General features: G+C 66.8%; 19 protein-coding genes, 1 tRNA gene, 1 pseudogene and 2 riboswitches. Of the genes and pseudogenes, 15 read left to right on the top strand and 6 right to left on the bottom strand.

All coding sequences use genetic code 11. From position 1 onward, the window contains the following. Nucleotides 1-229 precede the first annotated feature (229 nt). The 10 genes and pseudogenes from QF031_RS16240 to QF031_RS16195 all read left to right on the top strand — a co-directional run bounded on the left by QF031_RS16240 (nt 230) and on the right by QF031_RS16195 (nt 11548). Nucleotides 230-931, top strand: a complete 702-nt coding sequence (locus QF031_RS16240) for a metal-dependent transcriptional regulator (RefSeq protein WP_307430426.1) — start codon at nt 230-232, stop codon at nt 929-931. A 111-nt stretch (nt 932-1042) separates the two neighbouring features. Next, a riboswitch (cyclic di-AMP (ydaO/yuaA leader) is annotated at nt 1043-1281 on the top strand. A 10-nt stretch (nt 1282-1291) separates the two neighbouring features. Next, nucleotides 1292-2113 (top strand): M23 family metallopeptidase, encoded by an 822-nt coding sequence (locus tag QF031_RS16235; RefSeq protein ID WP_307433417.1) that lies wholly within the window; start codon nt 1292-1294, stop codon nt 2111-2113. 128 nt (nt 2114-2241) lie between these two features. Further along, nucleotides 2242-2421: riboswitch (cyclic di-AMP (ydaO/yuaA leader) on the top strand. A gap of 124 nt (nt 2422-2545) precedes the next feature. Then, nucleotides 2546-3175 (top strand): C40 family peptidase, encoded by a 630-nt coding sequence (locus tag QF031_RS16230; RefSeq protein WP_307430422.1) that lies wholly within the window; start codon nt 2546-2548, stop codon nt 3173-3175. Between the two features lie 162 nt (nt 3176-3337). Further along, nucleotides 3338-4111, top strand: a complete 774-nt coding sequence (locus QF031_RS16225; protein ID WP_307430420.1) for an NlpC/P60 family protein — start codon at nt 3338-3340, stop codon at nt 4109-4111. Nucleotides 4112-4374: 263 nt separating this feature from the next. Beyond that, nucleotides 4375-4875, top strand: coding sequence for an HNH endonuclease (locus QF031_RS16220; protein ID WP_307430418.1), 501 nt, complete (start codon nt 4375-4377; stop codon nt 4873-4875). A gap of 59 nt (nt 4876-4934) precedes the next feature. Beyond that, on the top strand, nt 4935-5651 hold the full coding sequence (gene mobA / locus QF031_RS16215; protein WP_307430416.1) for a molybdenum cofactor guanylyltransferase: 717 nt from the start codon (nt 4935-4937) through the stop codon (nt 5649-5651). Beyond that, entirely contained in the window at nt 5648-5941 is a 294-nt protein-coding gene (locus QF031_RS16210; RefSeq protein WP_307430412.1) for a DUF6457 domain-containing protein, read from the top strand. Before mobA ends, QF031_RS16210 begins: the two co-directional genes overlap by 4 nt. Continuing rightward, nucleotides 5938-7440, top strand: a complete 1503-nt coding sequence (locus QF031_RS16205) for a molybdopterin molybdotransferase MoeA (RefSeq protein ID WP_307430410.1) — start codon at nt 5938-5940, stop codon at nt 7438-7440. The genes QF031_RS16210 and QF031_RS16205 overlap by 4 nt, the downstream gene beginning before the upstream one ends. 58 nt (nt 7441-7498) lie before the next feature. Beyond that, nucleotides 7499-8378, top strand: a pseudogene (fdhD, locus tag QF031_RS16200) (formate dehydrogenase accessory sulfurtransferase FdhD). A gap of 131 nt (nt 8379-8509) precedes the next feature. Further along, nucleotides 8510-11548 carry an alpha-mannosidase gene (locus QF031_RS16195; RefSeq protein ID WP_307430407.1) on the top strand — a complete coding sequence of 1013 codons (3039 nt, stop codon included), beginning with the start codon at nt 8510-8512 and terminating at the stop codon, nt 11546-11548. A gap of 219 nt (nt 11549-11767) precedes the next feature. On the opposite strand, the gene QF031_RS16190 is transcribed toward QF031_RS16195, so the two are convergent. Beyond that, nucleotides 11768-12505, bottom strand: a complete 738-nt coding sequence (locus QF031_RS16190; RefSeq protein ID WP_307430404.1) for a hypothetical protein — start codon at nt 12503-12505, stop codon at nt 11768-11770. Then, complete coding sequence (locus tag QF031_RS16185; RefSeq protein WP_307430401.1) at nt 12502-13233, bottom strand: hypothetical protein; 732 nt, start codon at nt 13231-13233, stop codon at nt 12502-12504. The genes QF031_RS16190 and QF031_RS16185 overlap by 4 nt, the downstream gene beginning before the upstream one ends. A gap of 271 nt (nt 13234-13504) precedes the next feature. Between QF031_RS16185 and QF031_RS16180 the strand changes: the two genes are divergently transcribed. Then, nucleotides 13505-15166: an ABC-F family ATP-binding cassette domain-containing protein gene (locus QF031_RS16180; RefSeq protein ID WP_307430398.1), complete on the top strand. Its 1662-nt coding sequence runs from the start codon at nt 13505-13507 to the stop codon at nt 15164-15166. Between the two features lie 2 nt (nt 15167-15168). Then, a complete protein-coding gene (locus QF031_RS16175; RefSeq protein WP_307430395.1) occupies nt 15169-17082 on the top strand; it encodes an ABC transporter ATP-binding protein in 1914 nt (637 codons plus the stop codon). Nucleotides 17083-17107: 25 nt separating this feature from the next. Here QF031_RS16175 and QF031_RS16170 read toward each other — a convergent pair whose 3' ends face one another. From QF031_RS16170 to QF031_RS16160, 3 genes are all read right to left on the bottom strand, one after another. Beyond that, entirely contained in the window at nt 17108-17524 is a 417-nt protein-coding gene (locus QF031_RS16170; RefSeq protein ID WP_307430392.1) for an NUDIX hydrolase, read from the bottom strand. Next, nucleotides 17521-18018, bottom strand: a complete 498-nt coding sequence (locus tag QF031_RS16165; RefSeq protein ID WP_307430390.1) for a DUF6314 family protein — start codon at nt 18016-18018, stop codon at nt 17521-17523. Before QF031_RS16165 ends, QF031_RS16170 begins: the two co-directional genes overlap by 4 nt. A gap of 1 nt (nt 18019) precedes the next feature. Continuing rightward, nucleotides 18020-18092, bottom strand: a tRNA-Arg gene (locus tag QF031_RS16160). Nucleotides 18093-18177: 85 nt separating this feature from the next. On the opposite strand from QF031_RS16160, the gene QF031_RS16155 reads away from it, so the two are divergent. Further along, nucleotides 18178-18945: a DUF998 domain-containing protein gene (locus QF031_RS16155; RefSeq protein WP_307430387.1), complete on the top strand. Its 768-nt coding sequence runs from the start codon at nt 18178-18180 to the stop codon at nt 18943-18945. Here the strand turns inward: QF031_RS16155 and QF031_RS16150 are convergent. Beyond that, entirely contained in the window at nt 18942-19568 is a 627-nt protein-coding gene (locus QF031_RS16150) for a hypothetical protein (RefSeq protein WP_307430383.1), read from the bottom strand. The two genes, QF031_RS16155 and QF031_RS16150, sit on opposite strands and share 4 nt — an antisense overlap. Before the next feature lie 32 nt (nt 19569-19600). Between QF031_RS16150 and QF031_RS16145 the strand changes: the two genes are divergently transcribed. After that, entirely contained in the window at nt 19601-20431 is an 831-nt protein-coding gene (locus tag QF031_RS16145; RefSeq protein WP_307430380.1) for an inositol monophosphatase family protein, read from the top strand. 114 nt (nt 20432-20545) lie between these two features. Further along, nucleotides 20546-23098 (top strand): DNA helicase PcrA, encoded by a 2553-nt coding sequence (gene pcrA, locus QF031_RS16140; RefSeq protein ID WP_307430378.1) that lies wholly within the window; start codon nt 20546-20548, stop codon nt 23096-23098. The last annotated feature ends 7 nt before the right edge of the window (nt 23099-23105 follow it).

The raw sequence follows: 23105 nt of genomic DNA, 5'->3' as shown, positions 1-23105 counted from the left end.
GCCTGAACAGCGGCAGCGGCCGGGAACCGGCAGCGGCAAAGTCCAGACATTGAGACGGCCCAGCGCGCGTGCAACTGTTCCCGGGCTGCAACTGTTCTGCGTGCTGGTCTTTGGGGCTTGCCGCTATTCGGACAAAGTCAAAATAGGCTAAGCTTTCCCCCGGACTATCTCGCGGGAAGAGCGATACGGTGGGACAACGCAAGGTACTGCGCTCGAGGAGCTGAGCTGGATGACGGATCTGATCGACACTACGGAGATGTACCTCAGGACCATCCTGGAGCTTGAGGAAGAAAACATCGTCGCCCTCCGGGCCCGTATCGCCGAGCGGTTGCGCCATTCCGGCCCCACCGTTTCCCAGACCATTGGCAGGATGGAGCGTGACGGGCTCGTCGTCGTTTCGGGCGACAGGCATCTGGAACTGACGGACACCGGCCGCAAACGCGCCACCGAGGTGATGCGCAAGCACAGGCTGGCCGAACGCCTGCTTGCCGACGTCATTGGGCTGGACTGGGCCTATGTCCACGACGAGGCCTGCCGCTGGGAGCATGTGATGAGTGAGCGGGTGGAGCGGCGGATCTACGAGATGCTGGACCACCCAACCCAGTCCCCGTACGGCAACCCCATCCCCGGCCTTGCCGCCTTGGGCGGCCAGTCGGGCCCCGGCTTCGCTGACGGGGCCATCAGCCTGGTAGAGGCGATGAAGAGCTACGGGCCTGCCTCCGGTGTGACCATCAGCCGCCTTGCGGAACCCATCCAGGTGGAACCGGAACTGCTGGCACAGTTGGACGAAGGCGGTATCCGGCCCGGCGCTGCCGTGGCGCTGGAACGGGTGGGGGACTACATCTCCGTCCGCGTGGCCGGAATTGAAGGAGCGCTGGAGCTTCCACCCGAGGTGGCCGCCCACGTTTTTGTGGCCGTCGAACAAGGCTGATCCGCAGCCCCACTACCCGGGGCTGGCCCTTTCACGCAAAGATAACGGAATTGTTACCTAGGGTCTTAAGGCCCTATAGTGGAACCAGGCGTTGAAACTTAAGCGTTACCTGATCCGGAGCCGAGCTCTGCCAGCGGGTCAGGTGCACGAGTCGTTACTGGCAGAGGTGGGGGAACCACAACCGGCAGCGGGGGCTGCCTTGGGGTGAAGTCCGTCAGCAGCAAGCCTCTCCAGTGAAGGATTCTTCCGGGAATACCCCTGTGCGGAAGCTTGCCCACGGCGGACCGGGTCTTTGATCTCTCTGACCCGAATCCGACAGCTAACTCCGCAGGCTTTTCCAGAGAGGAACCCTTCTTGACCATGCAGACCCCCCGGGGACGCCGCCGTGCCGCCGGCCCCCCTTCGGCACCGCGGGCTGTTGATGCTGCCGCCGTGGAGCGTCCCCGCGATTTCCATCGCGACGCCCGCCGCCGCCGGGGTCCGTTCCGGCAAATGACGGAGTTTGCCGCTGCCAGCGGCATCGGCCAGAAGGCAGGAATAGCACTGGCCGCCACCGGCCTGGTCCTGACCGTTACCGTGCCTGCCACGAGTCCCGTCATGGCCACGGACGCCGCGGGTAATGCCCCGGTCGCAGCCTCCGCCGTCAGCCCCCAACCGCAGATTTCCGCCGATATCGGTGCCCATGTCGACTTCAGCCGGTCAGCGGTGGTAACCCAGGCCGACCCTGACGGGAAGCTGAAGCAGCTGCTGAGTGCCCAGTCGGCCGGCTCGGTGACGCGTGCCGCATCAGCCGGGACGCTGGCGGCGCCGCTCGCGTCCCTGGCCACCGCTTCCCCCTTCGGTTACCGGGTCAGCCCCATCACCGGAGGCTCAGGCGACTTCCACCGCGGCCAGGATTTCGTGGCGCAGTGCGGGACCTCTGTCCTGGCCGCTGCGACCGGGACGGTGACCTTCGCCGGCTGGCACCAGTTCGGTGGCGGAAACCGGGTGGTCATCGACCACGGAAACGGGCTGGAAACCACGTACAACCACCTGTCGTCCTTCAACGTCAAGGTGGGCCAGACCGTCTCCCGCGGGGACGTTGTGGCACTAAGCGGCACCACTGGCGCGTCCACGGGTTGCCACCTGCACTTCGAGGTCCAGGTCAACGGCGAAGTCGTCGATCCCATGGGCTGGCTGTAACCGAATGATTGTCTACTCTCAGATCGCTGTGACCCGCCGTGACCTGAATGTGACATTGGAACAAAACTGCTGTACCGTCTAAGTCGCGTCAACTTTTCCGAAGTTGACGCTCTTGAGTGGATTGCCTAACTCTGCCACCGCTCAAGGTCCGTTCGCATTTCATCGTCTGGCAGGGGCGGGGGAACCAATTTCGGTCTTCATTCCAAGAAGACCTTGGGGTTAAGTCACAAGCTTCCCAGGAAGCAGCGTGGCCGGGTGACTCCCATCCGAATCCGACAGCTCACCTCGCAGGCATTGGGAGAGGCTACCTTCGTGTCTTCACGCCATCATTCTGCGCGCCACCGTGCGCAAACGGTCCGCACCAACGCCTTGGATGCCGTTTCCAAGGCCGTGAGTGCAAATGCCGGGACCGTAGGCCGCCAGGCTGCCGTTGTGGCAGCCGCATCCGGCCTCATCCTGAGCATGGGCCTGCCGGCCACTGCTGCCGACACCACTGCCGGTGTCTCAGCTTCCACCGAATCCGGTTCGGCCCAGACGGCCCTCGCCGTCACCGCTGCCCCCACCGCCACGGTGTCCTTCGAGCGTCCGGTCGTCAAGACCACTGCTGCTCCAAAGGTGGAGCCGGTACGTCCCCAGTCCACCGAGCCGGCCACCCGCACCGCCGCTGCTGCAGCGGGCCAGGACGCCTCCCCGGTCACCAAGACCGCTGAGACCGTACCCTCCGCGGCGACCTCGGGCATCGCAGCTATCGCCTACACCGGCATCGGCCACTCCTACGTCTGGGGCGGCACCAGCCCCGTCACCGGCTGGGACTGCTCCGGGTTCGTGCAGTGGGTTTACGCCCAGGCCGGCATCAGCATCCCCCGCACCAACGCGTGGAGCATCATGAGCCCCACCTCCGCTCCGCAGCCGGGTGACCTGGTTGTCCAGAACGGTGGCGCGCACGTTGGCATCTACGTCGGCAACGGCATGATGATCAGCGCACTCAACCCCTCCCAGGGGACGCTGCTCCACTCGCCTGCAGCCACCGGTAGCTCCTCGTACTACCACCTCAACAAATAGTTCTTGGGCCTCGCGCTCCAAGGGCTATTTCTTTGCCCAAAGCTTTTTCGCTAGAAACCACATCCCCGTTCGGGATGCGCCGGCGTACCCCCAAGATGCCGGCGCGTCCGACACCCTTTGCCTGCCTACACGCGGTTCGAAGGAAAACGAAAGAGAGAACTGATGACGACTCGTGCTACCGCACGGCACCGCGCCGAGGTCACCAAAACCAACTCGATCGCTGTCATTGCCAAGGCTGTCAGCAACAACGCCGGCGGCATGGGCCGCCAGGCTGCGGTCATTGCCGCCGCTTCCGGCCTGGTCCTGACCAGTGGAATTGCAGCCAACGCGGCCGATGCCAACGTCAAGCGTGACTCCGCTCCGGCATCCACTCTGGAAGTTGAATCCGCCGTCGAGGCGCCGATTTCCGCGGCTTCCACCATTGCCATCAGCTTCGAGAAGCCGGCCGTGACCACCACGCCGGCCCCCGTTGTTGAACCCGAACCCCAGGTTGAGGTGCAGGAAGCTGCCCCGGCTCCGGCCGCTGAGCCCGTTGCCGCTCCCAAGGTCACCGCCAAGGTTGCCACCGCAGCTGCTCCGGCCGCTCCTGCAGCCCCGGCTTCCGCCAGCGGCAAGGGTGCTGCAATCCTCTCCGCCGCCTACGCGCAGCTCGGCGTCATGCAGGACTGCACCATGCTGGTCACCAACTCCCTGGCCGCCGTCGGCATCAACTTCCACGACTGGCCTGCAGGCTACCTGTCCCTGGGCCGCACGGTGAGCGCATCCGAAGCCCAGCCTGGCGACCTCATTTACTACGCTGACGGCGGCGCAGGCATGGCGCACATTGCTGTGTACGCCGGCAACGGCATGGCCGTCCACGGCGGCTACAACGGCAACCAGACCGTGGTCTTCAGCGCGAACGTTGGATCCGGCCCGGTCTTTATCCGCGTCAACTAGGCATCCCAGTGCCGGCCTGATCAACGGCTGGCAGCCACGGCCGAAGGCCCCCGCTTTTGAGGCGGGGGCCTTCGACGTTTAAGCAGTCTTCGCCGGTCGCGATGCTTTGCCTGGTGCCGTCTGCGCCGGGAGGCCTTCCGGGTGGCGATTACCTGATTTTGCACTTCTCTGTTTACTCTTGTGATGTCGATCCATAGCCCGGACATGCCGAGGGCAGCCGGCCCTCGTGCCCCTGACGGGTGCGGCCGTGAAGAGGTAAGTGCATGCGCACTCTCGTTCTGAATGCTGGATATGAACCGCTGGCGGTCATTACTTTCCGCCGGGCGCTGGTGCTTGTGCTCACGGGCAAGGCGAGCGTTGTGGCTGAAGGGGACGACCCCGTGGTGGGGCCCACCGACGTCCTTGGCCGTCCGTCCGTGATTCTCCTCAACAGGTACATCAGGCCCCGATACAACCCCTCTACGGCCGTCAGCCGCAGGGGTGTACTCAGGCGCGACGGCCATAAATGCGCATACTGCGGCAAGGCGGCGCACACCATCGACCATGTTCATCCCAAGTCCCGGGGCGGAGCTGACTCGTGGGAGAACCTGGTGGCCGCCTGCCTGCGCTGCAACAACGTCAAGGGTGACCACACTCCGGCCGAGATGGGTTGGACCCTTCGTTTCGTGCCTGAGCCCCCGCGCGGCACCATTTGGCAGATCAAGGAACTGGAGAAGCCCACCCCCGCATGGGATCCGTTCCTGCTTCCCGAACGTGCTGCCTGACCTTCTGCGCAATCCCAGGGCCGGCTGCTCGGTACCCTGACTGTGGCTAGGCTGGGGGAGTGCAAGAGAACAGCCTGGTTTTTGATGCCCTGATCCTGGCCGGCGGCCGGTCATCGCGGCTGGGCGGCGTACCCAAGCAGTCGCTGGTCTTCGCTGGCCAGACGCTGTTGGAGCGGTCCATTGCTGCCGCAGCCGGTGCCCGCCGAACCGTCATTGTCGGCGACAGTGGTGGTCTCCAGTACTCCGGAGCTGTGCTGTCCGCAGAAACCGGTCACCCCGGCGTCCTGACGTGCCGGGAGGAGCCGCCATTCGCAGGGCCCGCTGCTGCGATAGCGGCCGGCCTGGACACCCTGGAGGCCCATGGCGGAGGGGCACCGTACACCCTGGTGCTCGCCTGCGACATGCCGCTGGCCGCCAAGGCTGTGGCTGTGCTCCGGAATGCACTTTCGCGGTCCGCCCCCAGCCTCCGGGCGGGCGCCGGAGGCGGCGTGATGGCCCGGGCCGAGGACGGAAGGGCACAACCGCTGGCAGCCTTTTACGGCACGGGCGAGTTAAAAAAAGCGTGCGCGGAGCTGGCTGCCCGCGACGCGTTGGTGAACGGCTCCGTCCGGGCTCTCCTTGCTAGTCTGGACGTGCAGCTTGTCACAGTCCCCGCCGGGTCCACCTCCGATGTGGACACCTGGGACGATGCTGCCGCGCTGGGGATTGCCGCCGGGAGCCAGCGTGGAAGCAAGGATCCGAACGCGGGCGGAGCTAACGTGGGAGGCATTTCGTGAAAAGCCAGGACGAAACGCTGGAGGAATGGTGCAGGGCCCTTCTCCAGGCGTACAAGCTTGAAGACGTACAGATAGACGTCAATGCCGTGCTGGCGCTGGCCGGCGTCGCCGCCCATGCCGTTGTCCGGCCGGCTGCTCCGCTGACCACCTTTATTGCCGGTTTCGCCGCGGGCCTCGCTGCCGCTCCGGGCAGGGAGATGGACGCGGCCTCCATGGATGCAGCGCTGGCCGTTGCGCGTTCCCTTGCAGCCGACTACGACGCTGAAGCCGCCGGGACTCCCGGCGAATGACTGCAGAGCCGCAGAGCGAACCGGAGGCACCGCCGGGTGCCGGCCCGGAGGATGCCGGCCCGGCTGAAGATCCCGGAGAGATCGGCCCTCCTGAAGTCGACCCGGGAGAAACCGGCCCTGCTGAAGCTGAATCCGGCACTTCGGAGCCTGGCGACGCCGAACCCGCGCACCCTCCCCACCACCTGGCCCACACATGGGAGGAAGCCCGGCAGGCGGCCTACGATGCTGCCACTCCGATTCCTTCCGGCCCTGTTGCGCTGCGCATCGCCTTGGGCCGAAGACTTGACCAGGACATCGTGGCCCTGCAGGACATGCCGCACTATGCTTCCTCAGCCATGGATGGCTGGGCTGTGAACGGAAGCGGCCCGTGGATTCCGGTGGAGCCGGGCACCCGGTTGGCGCCGCACCAGGCCAGCCCCATTGCCACGGGCGGCCTGGTCCCGGCGGGCGGCAAGGCCGTCCTTCGTACTGAGAGTGCAGTCCTCGGCCGGGACGACGAAGGCCTTCCCGTGGTGATGGTGGGCGGCAAGGCCCGGCCCGGTGAACCCCGGGCCGGCGAGCACATCAGGAAAGCCGGGGAGGAAGCCCTTGAAGGGGACATCCTGGTTAAGGCAGGCGTGGAACTCAACCCGGCACACCTTGCCGTGGCAGCACTGGCCGGCTACGACGAAGTGCAGGTCCAGGGCAAGCCGGTGGTGCGGCTGGTGCTGACCGGCTCCGAGGTGCTGGAACAGGGCACCCCCGCCCCCGGCCAAGTGCGCGACACGTTCGGCCCCCAGCTGCCCGCCGTCGTCGCCATGCTCGGGGGCATCCCCGCGGGGCAGCAGCGGATCGGCGACTCCTACGCCGAATGGCTCGCCGCGCTCGAAGACGTGCTGCCGGAGGTGCCGGACGCGCCCGACCTGCCGGCCGACGTCGTTATTACCACCGGCGGCACTGGGCGCTCGGGCACGGACCACCTCCGACGGGCCGTGGCCGAACTCGGCGGCCGCCTCGTCATCGACGGCATCGCCATGCGGCCCGGCCACCCTGCTGTGCTCGCCGAACTGCCGGACGGCCGCTTTGTCCTGGGCCTTCCCGGCAACCCGCTCGCGGCCATGATGGCCCTTTCCACGGTCGGCGCCCCGTTGCTCGCCGCCCTGGCGCACCGCGACATGCCTGCGGTGCAGGAAGTGCCGTGCGGGACGACGATCGAACCTGACCCGGGGCGGACCCGCCTGATGCCGTTCCGGCTGCTGTACGGGATGGGGTCCCCGGCGCAGCACACGGGCCCTGGAATGATGCGCGGACTGGCCACCGCGGACGGTGTGCTGGTGGTGCCGCCGCACGGAGTGCAGCTGGGTGAGCCGGTGCCGGCTTTCGCGCTGCCATGGGGGCTGCCCATACCGCCGTCCCAGGACGGGGCGGCCAAAGCCAAACCGAGAAGCACCACACGGACCGGCCAAAAGGGCAAAGCGGCACCCAGCGGGCCGGTGGACTGGAGCGCGCTCCTGGGCTGAACTCCGGAGGCACGTCCCGATGGTGCCATGATGGAGTAATGAACAGGCAGGGTGGAACATGGGACGCGTAACCCAGCGCCGCAAGGTGCACAAGTATGTCCTGGACGGGTCGCCGGCTGCCCTGGAGTACCCGGTCCGCCACCGCGAAGACGTCCTGGCCGTGGAGGAACCGCTCGAAATCCGGCTGGGCACGCTTTCCTACTCGGTCACCATGCGCACCCCCGGGGGACGACTTCGACCTCGTGGCCGGGTTCCTGGTGTCCGAGGGCGTCATCTGGGCGCCCGAACAGCTGGTATCGCTGCGGTTCTGCGCCGGCGAGGACGAGAACGGCGTCCAGACTTTCAATGTGGTGGAGGCCCAGCTGCGGCCGGACGTTCCCCTTCCCGATACCGGCCGCAAGGTCTACACGTCCAGCTCCTGCGGCATCTGCGGCACGGATTCCATAGAGGCAGTGCGCAAATCTTCACACTTCAGCCCCAAGGCGGACCCATTGACGGTGGACGCAAAAGTCCTGGCGTCCCTGCCCTCGCTGCTGCGGAAGTCCCAGCGCGTCTTTGACGACACCGGCGGCGTGCACGCGGCGGGCCTTTTCCAGATTGAGGACGACGGCGAGCCACGGCTCCTGTGCCTGCGCGAGGACGTGGGCCGGCACAACGCCGTGGACAAGGTAGTGGGGTGGGCGCTGCGTGAGGGCCTCCTGCCGCTGGGCGGGACGGTCCTCCAGGTGTCCGGCAGGGCATCCTTTGAACTGGTGCAGAAAGCCGCACTTGCAGGGATTCCCGTCCTATCAGCCGTCAGCGCCCCTTCGAGCCTTGCCGTGGAACTGGCCGAGGCCAACGGGCTGACCGTCGCCGGTTTCAGCCGGGGCACCAGCTTCAACGTCTACGCCGGGGACTCCCGGATCCTGCGTCCCGAACCGGCAGTGCCCAGTGCATAGGCTCCCCCGGCGGCCCGGGTCGTCGGGCGGCGGATAACTGTGCCAAGGGGTTGGTTGCCGTGCTGCCAGCGGGTAGATTTGTCCATCGAATGGACTCCATGATCCAGTCTCCAGCCTAAAGAGGACATATATTGCATGACGACCGCACAATCACGGAAGTCCGCCTGGCGCGGTTTGTGCGCGAGCGCATTGCCCCTGCCGTCTACAGCAGGTCGGTCCCGCTTGCCCTGAGCAGCTGGGAAGTCCCCGGCGAGCCCGTCCCGGCGCTTGAGGCGATGCGGCAGGAGTTCCAGCCGCAGGAGCACGGCGCCGCCTGGGGCCGGCCGTGGGGGACCACCTGGCTGCGGCTGCAAGGGGAGGTGCCTGAGTCATGGGGCGGCAGTCCGGATACCTCCCTTGAGGTGGTGGTGGACCTTGGGTTCACCACCGAAGCCCCCGGCTTCCAGTGCGAGGGCATAGCGTGGCGGGCCGACGGCACCATCATCAAGGCCATCTCACCCCGCAACCAGTACATCCCCTTGAAGCTGCTGGGCAGCGGCATGGCGGTGGACTTTTACGTGGAGGCGGCCGCGAACCCGGATATGGCACAGGGCTGGACCTTCGCCGCCACGCCGCTGGGTGACAAAGCGACCGCCGGGGGAGCGCCGCAATACCGGCTGGGAAGCATCGCCATCGCTGAACTCAACCAGTGCGTGTGGGAACTCCAACAGGACGTGTGGACGCTGTCCGGCCTCATGGAACAACTCCCGCTGGAGCTTCCCCGCCGCCACGAGATCCTCCGGGCTTTCGAACGCATGATGGATGTGATGGATCCCGACGATGTTGCCGGGACCGCTGCGGCAGGACGCCAGGCGCTCGCCGAGGTCCTCGCCAGGCCGGCCTACGCGTCAGCGCACCAGCTGGTTGCCACCGGGCATGCGCACATCGATTCTGCCTGGCTGTGGCCGGTCCGGGAGACCGTCCGCAAATGTGCCAGGACCTTTTCCAATGTGGTGGCCCTGATGGACGAAGACCCGAGCTTTGTCTTTTCCTGTTCGTCTGCGCAGCAGCTGGCGTGGATCAAGGAACTGTACCCGGAGCTGTTCAGCAGGATCCGGGAAAAGGTGCGGGCCGGACAGTTTGTCCCGGTGGGCGGCATGTGGGTGGAGTCGGACACCAACATGCCGGGCGGCGAAGCCATGGCCCGGCAGTTCGTCGAGGGCAAGGGCTTCTTCCTGGCCGAGTTTGGCATTGAGTGCCGGGAGGCCTGGCTGCCGGACTCGTTCGGCTACAGCGCGGCCCTGCCCCAGATCGTCAAGGCGGCGGGCAGCACATGGTTCCTGACCCAGAAGATCTCCTGGAACCAGACCAACAGGATGCCGCACCACACGTTCAACTGGGAGGGGATCGACGGCACCCGGCTGTTCACCCACTTCCCGCCAGTGGACACCTACAACTCGGACCTCAGCGGCCGGGACCTGGCGCACGCCGAGCGCAACTACCGGGACCATGGCCACGGCTCCGTGTCGTTGGTGCCGTTTGGCTTTGGCGACGGCGGCGGCGGCCCCACCCGGGAAATGCTCGCGGCTGCTGCCCGCACCGAGGATCTGGAGGGATCGCCCAGGGTCCGGATCGGCTCAGCCGAGAGTTTCTTCCGGCAGGCCGAGGAAGAGTACCAGGCCCTGCCCGTCTGGGTGGGGGAGATGTACCTCGAACTCCACCGCGGCACGTACACCAGCCAGGCCCGCACCAAGAAGGGCAACCGGCGCAGTGAGCACCTGCTGCGAGAGGCGGAGCTGTGGTGTGCCACGGCCGCTGTGCGGAGGCCGGGTGCCTTCGACTACCCGGCCGTCGAACTCCAGCGCCTCTGGCAGTTGGTCCTGCTCCAGCAGTTCCACGACATCCTTCCCGGCAGCTCCATTGCCTGGGTCCACCAGGACGCGGAGCGGAACTACCAGGCCATTGAAACTGCCCTCGAAGGGCTGATCAACCAGGCTGCTGCCGCCATGCTGGGGTCCGGTGACCGGCACTTCCTGCTCAACGCGGCTCCACACGCCAGGGACGGCGTCCCTGCACTGGGAGTGGGGGAGCCCGTGGCGCGCCCGAAACCCGTGCAGGCCACAGAGCACGACGGCGGCTACGTCCTGGACAACGGGATCATCCGTGCCGTGGTTGACGCAGACGGCCTTCTCGCCTCCTTGCGCGACCACGCGAGTGGCCGGGAAGCCATCGCCCCAGGTCAGCGGGGAAACCTGCTGGAGCTGCACCGGGACACCCCCAACGAGTGGGATGCCTGGGATATCGACGAGTTCTACCGGCGCAACGTCACGCCTCTGGTGCGGGCAGAATCGGTCCGCCTTGCCAGGGAAGGCGGCAGCGCCGTCGTGGAAGTGAAGCGGCTGGCGGGCACCTCGCCGCTGACCCAGCGCATGACGCTGGCCCCTGGCAGTCCGTCACTGGAAATCACCACGTCGGTGGACTGGCAGGAGCACGAAAAGCTGCTGAAACTCGGCTTCGCCCTCGATGTCCGGGCAGACCGGTCGGCTGCCGAAACGCAGTTCGGCCACGTCTTCCGGCCCACCCATACCAACACGTCCTGGGAAGCGGCCAAGTTCGAGATCTGTGCCCACCGGTGGATCCATGTGGGCGAACCCGGCTACGGCGTGGCGGTGTCCAACTCATCGACGTACGGCCATGACGTGGCCAGGAGCATCAGGGAATCCGACGGCGGAACCACCACCACGGTGCGTCTCTCCCTGCTCCGGGCGCCGAAGTTCCCCGACCCGGGGGCCGACCGCGGCCGCCATGAGCTCACGGTGGCTGTTCGTCCGGGCGCTGATATCGCGGACGCAGTCCAAGAGGGGTACCGGACCAATCTGGCACCGCGGCTGGTCCGGGGCGCCTCCCCGGTGGAGCCGCTCTTCTCCGTCAGCAATCCGGCGCTGGTCATCGAAGCAGTCAAGCTGGCCCAGGACGGTTCGGGAGACGTGGTGGTCCGCCTTTACGAGTCTTTGGGGCAGCGCTCCGCCGGAACGATCACCGCCAACTTCCCGGTGCGGGACACTGTGCCAACGGATCTCCTGGAACGCGGCACTGAAGCTCCCGGAGTTATGCCGGGCGGGCGCGGCGCAGAGCTCACGCTTCGGCCGTTCCAGCTGGTGACGCTGAGGTTCGCCCGGACGGGAGCCTAAGAGAGCCGGGGAACTCCCGGCCTGCGGAAACAGCCCTTAAAAGGCTGAGTGGGGGCGGTCCCCAACGATCCGCCACCACTCATCCCCCCAATGTGCGCGAAAGCCCCCGGGACGGCCTGCGTTTCAGAATTTATCCCCGTTCGAAAACGCTCAGCGGCCCCGCCTTCACACATTCATGATTGTTTCACATTCTAATGAATTTGTGAAAGCGACCGGTGGTTACGTTTCGGTAGATGTCTTTTGGGGGGCTCTCCGGCGCCCGCTGACCACCCGGGCCAGCCAGATCAGGGCCAGCCCAATAACGAAACAGAGGATCGCCGTGTAATTGATGATGAATTCAATTTGGCCAAGCGAGGGTGGGATCACCGGGAAGAGCAGCGTGAGGGCCACCGCCACTCCACCCAACGCCAGTAAACCGGCGCCGGTGCGCACCAGGACCGGGAGCCGGTCCCTGGCCGCGCGCACCATGGCCGGAACCAGTGCCAAGGCAACGTAGGCGGGATAGGCCCGGCCAGCCGCACCATAGTACTCAACGAGTGCGAAATGACGCGCGTCCTTCGCGGAGACGGCGCTGAGTCCCGCCGAGGAACCGGCGGTGTCCATGGAGAAGAACAAAGCCACCATGACCGCAGACACAAACAAAAGGACCAGCATTCCGGTCCTTCCGGTGATATGCCGGTGGGCGCTGTCGGCGCTGAAGCCCCTGGAAATCCGGATCCCCATGAAGAAGATGACGCCGAAGATCACAAACCGCAGCAGCAGGTTGGCCAGGTTGATCCCGCCCAGCGCCCGGTCTATCACGAGGTAGGGTCCCTGGATGCTCAGCAGGATGGCCAGCGTCATCGAAGCAAAGATGCCGAACAGTGAGCGGTTTTCGCCACGAAGGGTGCTGGGAATGCGGGCCGCCGCAACAAAGGCGCAAATCGCCAGCGTGGTCCACTGAAGCACTTCGATCATCCCAGGTTCTCCCAAATCTTTTCTGCCTGCGCTTGGTCCTGCTCCTGCCGGCGCAGCACTTTCCCCAATGCCTGAAGCCGCTCCCCGGCCAGCGCGGTGAGCTCCCCGTCGGTGAGGCTGTCCAGGGCTGCCTGCCGGCCGCCGGGTGGCCAGCCCGCCTCCTCCTCGGTGATGACCCCGGTGGCGACCAGCCCGCCGGCCGGTCCAACCCCGGCCGCCAGCGCCGTCGCCACGGCGAGCTCGGGGGACAGGCGGTTTGCCGTCAACTGGGCGGAATAGTTTTGCGGAGCCACTCCGGTGGAGGCCGAAACGCGGTGCCGGACCTCGCCGTCGTCTATTGCATCCACCCAGTTCTTCACCGAGGTGGCGTGCGGGGCGGGGCTCAAGGCGGGAGCGGATGCTCCCCTGGCCGCGTCCATGGCCGGCCGCGCCAAAAGCGCACGCAGGAGGTCCGCGGTGGATATCTGGCTGACCAGCTCGCTGCGGGTGGGCGGGCGCGGTGGGCCGGACAGGACGCTGTATGCATCGAAACCAGCCAGCGCGGCAACAGGATTGATGTTGTAGGCGCGGCTGATGCTGACCACAGTGCTCACGGAAACCTTGCCCCGGACCAATTGCTGGGCAAGTGTGGTCCGCTTGATCCCCGAGACCCGGCAGACGTCTGCGGTGCTGGCATCGGGTGCGATGCCTTGCAGCCAGCGCTGGAACGCCTTGGCGGAAAGGGTCATGGAGGACTCTCTGCAGAATGGGTGGTCTGAACGATTTTACCGTGCCGCCGAGGGCAGGGATCATGCGTACCGCGCCGGTGCTGTACAGCCGATTTTGTCCAGGCTGCATCTTCGTCTATAGTTGATCGTCGAGCCCGCTGGTCCGTACACCCCCCAAGTCCGGACCAGCGGGCTCTTCTATGTCCTGCAGCCCCAGCGGCGCCGCGGCCCTGTTTTCGCCGCCTTTGCCGGCCGTCTACGGCTGTCCGGGAAGCGTCGAAAGGACGTATCGATGACTGCAACCCTTGTTGCCAAGGACGTTTCGGGTGGCCATGGCCACCGCACGCTTTTTTCCAGCCTTTCGCTGACGGTGGCCCCCGGTGACGTGGTGGGCGTTGTGGGCGCGAACGGTGCTGGAAAATCCACGCTGCTGCGCCTCCTCGCCGGAGTCGACCAGCCACAGCAGGGCTCGGTAAGCCTTGCTCCCTCCGATGCCTTTGTTGGTTGGCTGCCGCAGGAACATGAGCGGATCGCCGGCGAAACGGTGGCCGCCTACATTGCGCGCCGGACCGGCTGCGCCGAGGCAACGGGTGAGATGGAATCCACCGCCGAGGCTTTGGGCTCGGGGGCTCCGGGAGCGGATGACGCCTACTCCCGTGCCTTCGACCGCTGGATGGCCTCCGGCGCCGCGGACCTGGATGACCGAATCCCCGCCGTGCTTGCAGACCTGGGCCTGGACGCGGGCCCCGACGCGCTGATGACGGGGCTTTCCGGCGGGCAGGCAGCCCGGGTGGCCTTGGCCGCCCTCCTGCTGAGCCGCTTCGACGTGGTGCTGCTCGACGAGCCCACCAATGACCTTGACCTGGCGGGCCTGGCCACCCTCGAAAACTTCGTGACGGGGCTGCGCGGGGGCGTGGTGCTGGTCAGCCATGACCGGGAGTTCCTGGCCCGCTGCGTCACCCGGGTGGTGGAGCTGGACCTGGCGCAGAACAGTGTGGCCGTTTACGACGGCGGCTATGACGCCTTCCTCGAAGAACGCGCGGTGGCGCGGCGGCACGCACGCGAGAAATACGACGAGTTTGCCGCGACCAAGGCGGACCTGGTGTCCCGTGCACGGACGCAGCGTGAGTGGAGCTCGCAGGGTGTCCGGAACGCGATGAAGAAAAGCCCGGACAACGACAAGATCCGGCGTGCGGCCAGCACCGAGTCTTCCGAAAAGCAGGCGCAAAAGGTACGGCAGATGGAATCCCGCATCGCCCGCCTGGACGCGGTGGAGGAGCCCCGGAAGGAATGGCAGCTGCAGTTCAGCATCGGCCAGGCCCCGCGCTCCAGCGCCGTCGTCGCCACCCTCCGCAACGCAGTGGCACGCCAGGGGGAGTTCACGCTGGGGCCGGTGAACCTCCAGCTCAACGGCGGGGAGCGGGTGGGCATCACCGGGCCAAACGGCGCTGGCAAGTCCACCCTCCTGCGCCTGCTGCTGGGAACCCAGGCACCGGACGACGGCGACGCCTCCATGGGTGCCACCGTCGCCGTCGGCGAAATAGACCAGGCTCGGGGACTGCTGGACGGTGCCCAGCCACTGGGCGACGCCGTCGAGGCCGTGCTGGCCGACTGGAACAGCGCGGACGTCCGCACCCTTTTGGCGAAGTTCGGCCTCAAGGCGGACCACACGTCGCGGACCGTGGATTCGCTGTCGCCGGGGGAGCGGACGCGGGCAGCCCTGGCGCTGCTCCAGGCGCGCGGCGTGAACCTGCTGGTGCTGGACGAACCCACCAACCACCTCGACCTGCCGGCCATTGAGCAGCTCGAAGAGGCCCTGGAAAGCTACGACGGAGCGCTGCTGCTGGTCACCCACGACCGCCGGCTGCTCGAAAATGTCCGACTCGACTACCGGTGGCACCTGGAAAACGGCACGGTCCAGGAGCTCCACCACACTGCAAGCCAGGAGAAATAACCATGAGCATGGACCGCGTTGCGTGGAGCTCGCTCTACAACATCAGCACCGCCAAGAGCGGCTCCAAGCCGTTCTCCAAGGAAACCCTGAAGCGGGTGCTGGCCTTCGCTGCTCCCCACAAGGGCAAGCTCATCGCCTTTGTGCTCTCCTCCATCGCAGCGGCCTTCCTGGCCGTCGCCACCCCGGTGCTCGCCGGGCAGGTGGTTGACGCCATCATCGACAAGGCTGCCGCCAGCACGGTGATCTGGCTGGCCGTGCTGATCGCCATCGTGGCCGTGGGCGAAGCGGGAGTGGGGCTGCTGACCCGCTGGCTGTCCTCGACCATCGGCGAAGGCGTCATCGTGGACCTGCGCACCCGGGTGTTCGACCACGTGCAGCGCATGCCCATTGCCTTCTTCACCCGCACCCGGACGGGAGCCTTGGTCAGCCGACTCAACAACGACGTCATTGGAGCGCAGTCCGCCTTCTCCGGCACGCTCTCCGGCGTGGTGAGCAACTCCGTGGCGCTGGCCCTGACCCTAATCGTGATGCTCAACAAGTCCTGGCTGGTCACCGTGCTCGCCATGGTCCTTCTGCCGATCTTCCTGATCCCGGCCCGGCGCATGGGCTCCAAGTTGGCAGACCTGCGCCGCGAAGCTGCCGCACACAACGCCGCCATGGGCACCCAGATGACCGAGCGGTTCTCCGCGCCCGGCGCCACTCTGGTGAAGCTGTTCGGCCGCCCGGATGAGGAATCCCGCGAGTTCGCTGCCCGCGCGGGCCGGGTCCGCGACATCGGCGTCCGCATGGCCATGCTTCAGTTCACGTTCGTCACGGCACTGACCCTGGTCTCCGCGCTCGCACTGGCGCTGGTCTACGGCCTGGGCGGCTGGCTTGCCCTGGTCGGCCAGCTGGCACCCGGCGATGTGGTGGTCCTGGCGCTGCTCCTGACCCGCCTTTACGCCCCACTCACGGCGCTGTCCAACGCCCGGGTGGAAGTCATGAGCGCGCTGGTCAGCTTTGAACGGGTGTTTGAAATCCTGGACCTCAAGCCGCTCATCCAGCAAAAACCGGATGCAGTGGCGGTCCCGGCAGGTCCGGTGTCCGTGGAGTTCGACAATGTCCGCTTTGCCTACCCCTCGGCGGACAAGGTCTCCCTGGCCTCGCTGGAGGAGGTCTCCACCCTGGACACCCGTGGCGGCGAGGAAGTGCTGCACGGCGTCAGCTTCCGGGTGGAGCCGGGACAGACGGTGGCCCTGGTGGGCTCTTCCGGGGCCGGCAAGTCAACCATCGCCCAGCTGCTCTCGCGGCTGTACGACGTCGACTCCGGTGCCGTGCGGCTCGGAGGCACGAGTCCGGGTACAGGCTTGGACGTCCGGGACGCCACCTTCGATTCCCTGCGGGACACCCTGGGAATGGTGACCCAGGACGGCCACCTGTTCCACGAAACCATCGCTTCCAACCTCCGGCTCGCCCGGCCCGACGCCACGGATCATGACATGTGGGACGTCCTGCGGCAGGCACGCCTGGAGACCATGATCAGGTCCTTGCCGGATGGACTGGACACGGTGGTGGGGGAGCGCGGCTACCGGCTTTCCGGCGGCGAACGCCAGCGGCTGACCATCGCCCGGCTCCTGATCGCCCAGCCCCGGGTTGTCATCCTCGATGAGGCCACTGCCGCGCTCGACTCCACGAACGAAGCCGCCGTGCAGGCAGCCCTGGGTGCCGCACTCGAGGGACGTACCGCCGTCGTGATTGCGCACCGGCTCTCCACCGTCCGTGCGGCCGACGCCATCCTGGTGGTGGAAGGCGGCCAAATCGTGGAACGCGGAACCCACACCGAACTGCTGGCGGCGGACGGCCGCTACGCCGAGCTGTACCGGACGCAGTTTGCCGAAGCCACCGCAGTGGCCCACGAGGCTGTCCCCGAGTTCTAGGGCTTCCGGGGTCCGGCGCTGTTTCTCAGACTGCCCGTGCCGCCAGGAGCGGAAGGATGTGGTCCGTCAGCAGCGGGGCAAGGTTCTGGGGGAGGGGCGCGCCCGCCGGCCCGCTGATATCCAGCCAGCGGACCTCGGCGATTTCCGCCGCGGGCGTGGCCTGCCAGGTGCCCGGGGCGAGGAACACGGTGGCTTCGATGTCGGTGGCGGCCTCGTTCGCGGCGTCGGCGATCCAGATGCCCATGAGTTCAAGCTCCTGCGGGCGCACAACGATTCCCACTTCTTCGGCAAGCTCGCGGGCGGCCGCCTGGACGGCGGTTTCGCCCGGCTCGGGCTTCCCTCCCGGGTGCATGAACATCCCGGTTCCGCGTTTCCGCACGGTCAGGAGCCGTCCGGCGTCGTCGAAGACACAGACGGCGGACACCACGATCCGGTCCTTCACTCGGGGATCCTTTCCAGGTGTGAGACCAGCAGCAGGTCCTTGCGCGGGCCGGTGACGTCCCAGCTGTAACTGAAGGCCTCCGGGCCCTGGCGGGAGTAGGAGACGCGGTAGGTGTCGGGGTCGCACCAGTGGGTGTCCAGGCTGGCGTCCGGGGTAAAGCCCATGCGGTGGAACGGCCGGCCGTCGGGGAAGAACACGTCCAGCGCGTCGGGCCGCCCCGCAGGCTTCAGGACGTACTCGCGCGAGGCGGGGCCGGTAAAAGCAGGCCAGCGCATGGTGCCTTCCTCGCGCAGGGCCAGGCCGCCGTCGTCCACTGAAGTGAAAATGACGACGCCGGAAAAGGTTCCCTGGGTGCCATCCGACCTGTCCAGCAGGTCCCGCTCCACCCGCCAGCGGCCTGACTGCCGGGGCGGTGCCGGCTGGCCGGCTGCGTTGCCGGCGGGGCTGCCGAGGAGGTAATCGCGGAGGCTGGGCTCCGGGGAGCTGGAGTTCAAGTGCCCTCGATTGGAATCGAACCAACGACACCGGCTTTAGGAGAGCCGTGCTCTATCCACTGAGCTACGAGGGCGTCGCGTCCGGGAGGTTCGGCGGGGCCGGTCCGTCCGGACACGGTTACAAGCATACAAGGTGCCGGCCCGTACTACGCTCAAGGCATGAGTCCAGCCCCCACTGCCGCTCCCGCCGTCGCTTTCATCCCGAACGTTGCGTCCACCCGGCAGTACATCGGCGCCTGGGCGGTGCTGAGCGTGCTGCAGTACTTCGCAGCTGAGGCAGCCGTGGCAATGGCGTGGGCCGGACCCCGTCCCTACGACCTGCGGACCGGTTACATCAGTGACCTGGGTGCCCTGAGCTGCGGAGTGTTCGACGGACGGGATATCTGCTCACCGTTGAACTGGCTGATGAATGCCTCGTTCGTGGTCCAGGGCCTGGGGCTCCTGCTGGGTGCGGTGCTGCTGACCTCGGGGCTGCTGCGTGTTGCCGCCCGTCCGGGCACACGGGTGGACTGGGGCCGCAGGCAGCCGTGGGTCGCGGCAACCGCGGTCCGGCTGCTCACCGGCGCCGCCGGGGCCGGGACGGTGGTTGTGGGCCTGGTCCCGGAGGACGTCGGCTCGCCATGGCACTATTCAGGCGCCGTCCTGTACTTCGTCACCGGGGGTGCGGCACTGCTGGTGCTCGGCCTGCTCTGGCTGCGGAAGACCGGGCTGGCGTGGTTCCTCCTGGTGTGCGGAAGCGTGTCGCTGGCGGCCACAGCTACCGGCGGGCTCACCCGGATGAGCGTGCCCGAGCCGGGGACGCTGGAGCGGTTGATGGGTTACCCCGTCACGGTGGGGATGGCGGCGGCGGGATTGGTCATTGCGCAGCGGGTGCACCGGCACCGGAAGGAACGGCGGGCGGCGGCGGCCGTCACGACCGTTGGTTAGTGCTCTTTCCGGGTGCGGCTGTTGAGGAATACAGCTGCGGCGCCTGCCAGGAGGCTCAACACCAAAAGCACCCAGCCCGCGATGGTGAGGCCCGAGGCCAAGGCGACCTGGCCGGCGTCGGGACCTGGTGTGCCCATCATGGCGTCGATGGCAACGTTGCCCCACAGCCGGACCACCACGAACAGCATGGGCAGGGCCCACAGCGCCCAGCGCAGCGCCTTCCGGGCCACATTGGTGCCAATGAGCAGCAGCCAGGTGAAGCCGAAGATCAGGGGGAAGAGCGTCCCGGCAGTCTTGTGGACGTAGCTCAGCTGGCCCAGGGCGTCGCCGTTCATGACTCCCTGCAGTCGGCCAACGTAGCCGGCATCGAAGCCGCCCACCAGCGAATCCGGCATGGCCATGTCCTGGGACAGCTGCGTCATTTGGGTCAGGGTCAGCAGGTGCAGGTACCAGAAGAGGAACAGGCTGGCCACCACCCCGGCGATGACAATGAGGTTGCTGTTGCCCTGCGCTTTCTCCGGTGTGCGCGCCGTGGTGGGGTTGACCACCGGTGGCAGGTGATGCTGCGGCACGGACGCGTTGGCGCCGTGCTTCTTGATCCGCTGGGCAGGGGTTTTGGCCATGGCTCCATTATCCCGCCCCATAGACTGAACCCATGACCACCGGCCGACACAGCGCAGCTGTTCTTGACCCCTCCCTGGATGACTACGAACTGGCGGCGGCGCTGGTCCGCGAAGCCGGACAGCTGGCGCTCCTCATGCGCATGGCCGGACTCGAGGCGGAACAAAAAACCTCCGTGTCGGACGTGGTGACAGCGGCGGACCACGCCGCCGAGGCCTACGTGCTGGAGCAGTTGCGGCGCTGCCGGCCCGAAGATGGCATCCTGGGCGAGGAAGGCGCCTCTGTCCAGGGGACCAGCGGCCGTACCTGGGTGATCGACCCCGTGGACGGCACGTACAACTTCCTGCACGGCTCCACCTACTGGTGTTCAGCCATCGCGCTCAAGGACCGCCGCGATGTGCTGTTGGGCGCCGTCTTCCAACCGGAGGAGGACAAGCTGTGGCTCGGCGGCCACGACCGGCCTGCCACCCTGAACGGCGAAGCGCTGACCTCCTTTTCCGATGATGACGGCAAACGCAAGACGACGAGCGTGGCCGAAATCGGTGCAGCCACCTACATCCACCCCACCTGGCTGATGGATCCCATGTGCGCCATGCCGTGGCACGCTGCGGCCACCTCCGCCGCGTCCCTCCGCATGCTTGGATCCGGTTCCTGCGACCTGGGCCGCGTGGCGGACGGGCAGCTGGGGTGCTGGTTCCAGCACAGCTGCCCGGAATGGGACTGGCTGCCGGGCAAGGCGATCGTCCTCGCGGCCGGCGGCGCCGTGGACACTGTCCGCGTCAACGGGCTGGAGTGGTTCGTGGCAGGGGGAACAACGGCAGTCCGCGAGTTGCGTGCGGCCCTTGAGTCAGGCTCGGTGGCTTGAGTACCCTGCACAGACCTGACATCGCCACCCGCCCAAATCCCTATGTGGATAAAAGGCCTGTGATCCACAGGCTGGAAGGCGTTGTCGGTCCCAACGCCTAGACTTGTAGGCACCATGGATATGTTGTTTGACCCGTACTCTGACGGACCGTTCAAGGCCGCTCCTGCCGCCACCGCCCGCACCAGGACGGGACCGGAGGCCGTTGCCACCGCTGCCGGGCCGGGCGGAATGCCGGGCCACGACATGGAGAGCCAGCACCAGTCCGGCGGCTGGCAGCAGTCCGGCCAGGGTGGTGGGAACCGGCACGACGGCGGCCACCATGGCAGCCGCCGTCCCGACGCTGCGCAGCTGCTGGAGGGACTGAACCCGCAGCAGGAAGAGGCGGTCAAGCATGGCGGTTCTGCCCTGCTGATCGTCGCAGGGGCCGGGTCGGGCAAGACGCGCGTGCTCAGTAACAGGATCGCCTACCTGATCGCCACCGGCCGCGCCCACCACGGCGAGATTCTGGCCATCACGTTCACCAACAAGGCCGCGGCGGAGATGCGCGAACGCATCGAGGCGCTGGTGGGCGGCCGCGCCAAGATCATGTGGATCTCCACGTTCCACTCGTCCTGCGTGCGGATCCTCCGGCAGGAAGCGGCGAACGTGGGGTTGAAGTCCAACTTCTCCATCTACGACTCCGCCGACTCCCTGCGGCTGGTCACCCAGGTGTCCAAGGCGCTGGACCTGGACCCCAAGAAATTTGCGCCCAAGGCCATCCAGCACAAGATCTCGGCGTTGAAGAACGAGCTGATCGACGCCGATTCCTTTGCCTCGGAAGCCAATTACAACGACCCCTTCGAACATGCGGTGGCGGACGTCTACAAGGGCTACACCCAGCGCCTGCGGCAGGCCAACGCCATGGACTTCGATGACCTGATCGCCGAGACCGTCTACATGTTCCGGGCCTTCCCGGCGCTGGCTGAGTCCTACCGGCGCCGCTTCCGGCACGTCCTGGTGGACGAGTACCAGGACACCAACCATGCCCAGTACGCGCTGGTGCGCGAGATCGTGGGGGAGGGACCGGGAGCCTCGGAACTTACCGTGGTGGGTGACTCGGACCAGTCCATCTACGCGTTCCGCGGGGCGGACATCCGGAACATCGTGGAATTCGAAAAGGACTACCCGGAAGCGCGCACCATCAAGCTGGAGCAGAACTACCGCTCCACCCAGAACATCCTGAGCGCGGCCAACTCGGTGATCTCGCGCAACCCCAACCGGCCGGAAAAGCGCTTGTGGACTGCCGAGGGTGAGGGCCACAAGATCATCGGCTACGTCGGCGAAAACGAGCACGACGAAGCGCAGTTCATCGCCAAGGAAATCGACCGGCTCCAGGACGAAGAAAACCTGCGCCCGGGCGACGTCGCCATCTTCTACCGGACCAACGCCCAGTCCCGTTCCATTGAAGACGTCCTGGTGCGCGTGGGACTCCCGTACAAGGTGGTGGGCGGCACCCGCTTCTACGAGCGCAAGGAAATCAAGGACGCGCTGGCTTACCTGCGTGTCCTGGTGAACCCGGACGACGACGTCAACCTCCGCCGGGTGCTGAACGAGCCAAAGCGGGGCATCGGAGACCGCGCCGAGGGTGCGGTGGCAGCCTTGGCCGAGCGGGAGCGGACCTCCTTCATGGCCGCGGCCCGCCGTGCAGACCAGGCTCCCGGCATGGCCACCCGTTCAGTCAATGCCGTGCTGGGTTTCGTGAAGATGCTGGACGACCTCGCCGAGGTAGCCGCCGGTTCGGGCGCTGCCGCTGCCCTGGAAGCCGTCCTGGAACAGACCGGCTACCTTGCCGCGCTGCGCTCCAGCACCGATCCGCAGGACGAATCCCGCGTGGAGAACCTGGCCGAGTTGGTGGCTGTGGTGCGCGAGTACGAGCAGGAAAACCCGGAAGGATCCCTGGCCGCGTTCCTGGAGCAGGTGTCCCTGGTGGCGGACGCCGACCAGATCCCGGATGCCCCGGGCGCGGACATCGACGAAGCCGTGGCCGAGGCCAAGCGGCTCGGCGTGGTGACCCTCATGACCCTGCACACTGCCAAGGGCCTGGAATTTCCGGTGGTCTTCCTCACCGGCATGGAGCACGGGCTCTTCCCCCACCAGCGCTCCGCCACTGATCCCAAAGAGCTGGCGGAGGAACGCAGGCTTGCCTACGTGGGCCTCACCCGTGCACGCAAGCGGCTGTACGTCACCCGGTCGGAGGTGCGCAGCATGTGGGGCCAGAGCCAGTACAACCCTGCCAGTCAGTTCCTGGAGGAGATCCCTGCCGAACTCCTGGAATGGAAACGGGAGGGAACCAGCAGGCAGGCCGGTGGCTGGGGCGGCGGCTCCATCGGGTCCGGCCGCTACAGCGGGTCCTTCTGGGGAGCCGGCACGGCCCGCGGCGCTGCGGCGGACTCCTCCGCCGGCTTCAACGCCGACGTTCCAGCGTTCATCGCCAAGAACCGGGTGCAGCCGCAGAAGGAAATCATCACCGTCAGCGTGGGGGACAAGGTCAACCACACCAGCTTCGGCAATGGGACGGTCCTCGCCCTTGAAGGCGCGGGGGACAAGACGGTGGCCAAGGTCAAGTTCGACGTCGGCGAAAAGAGGCTGCTGCTGCGGTACGCGCCGTTGACCAAGCTGGACGCCTGACCCATTC

Origin of the sequence: Pseudarthrobacter defluvii, assembly GCF_030816725.1 — a bacterium.
Classification (GTDB): Bacteria; Actinomycetota; Actinomycetes; order Actinomycetales; family Micrococcaceae; genus Arthrobacter; species Arthrobacter defluvii_A.
Note: the sequence above shows the minus strand (reverse complement) of the source record. Positions and strands in the feature narration are given on the sequence as shown.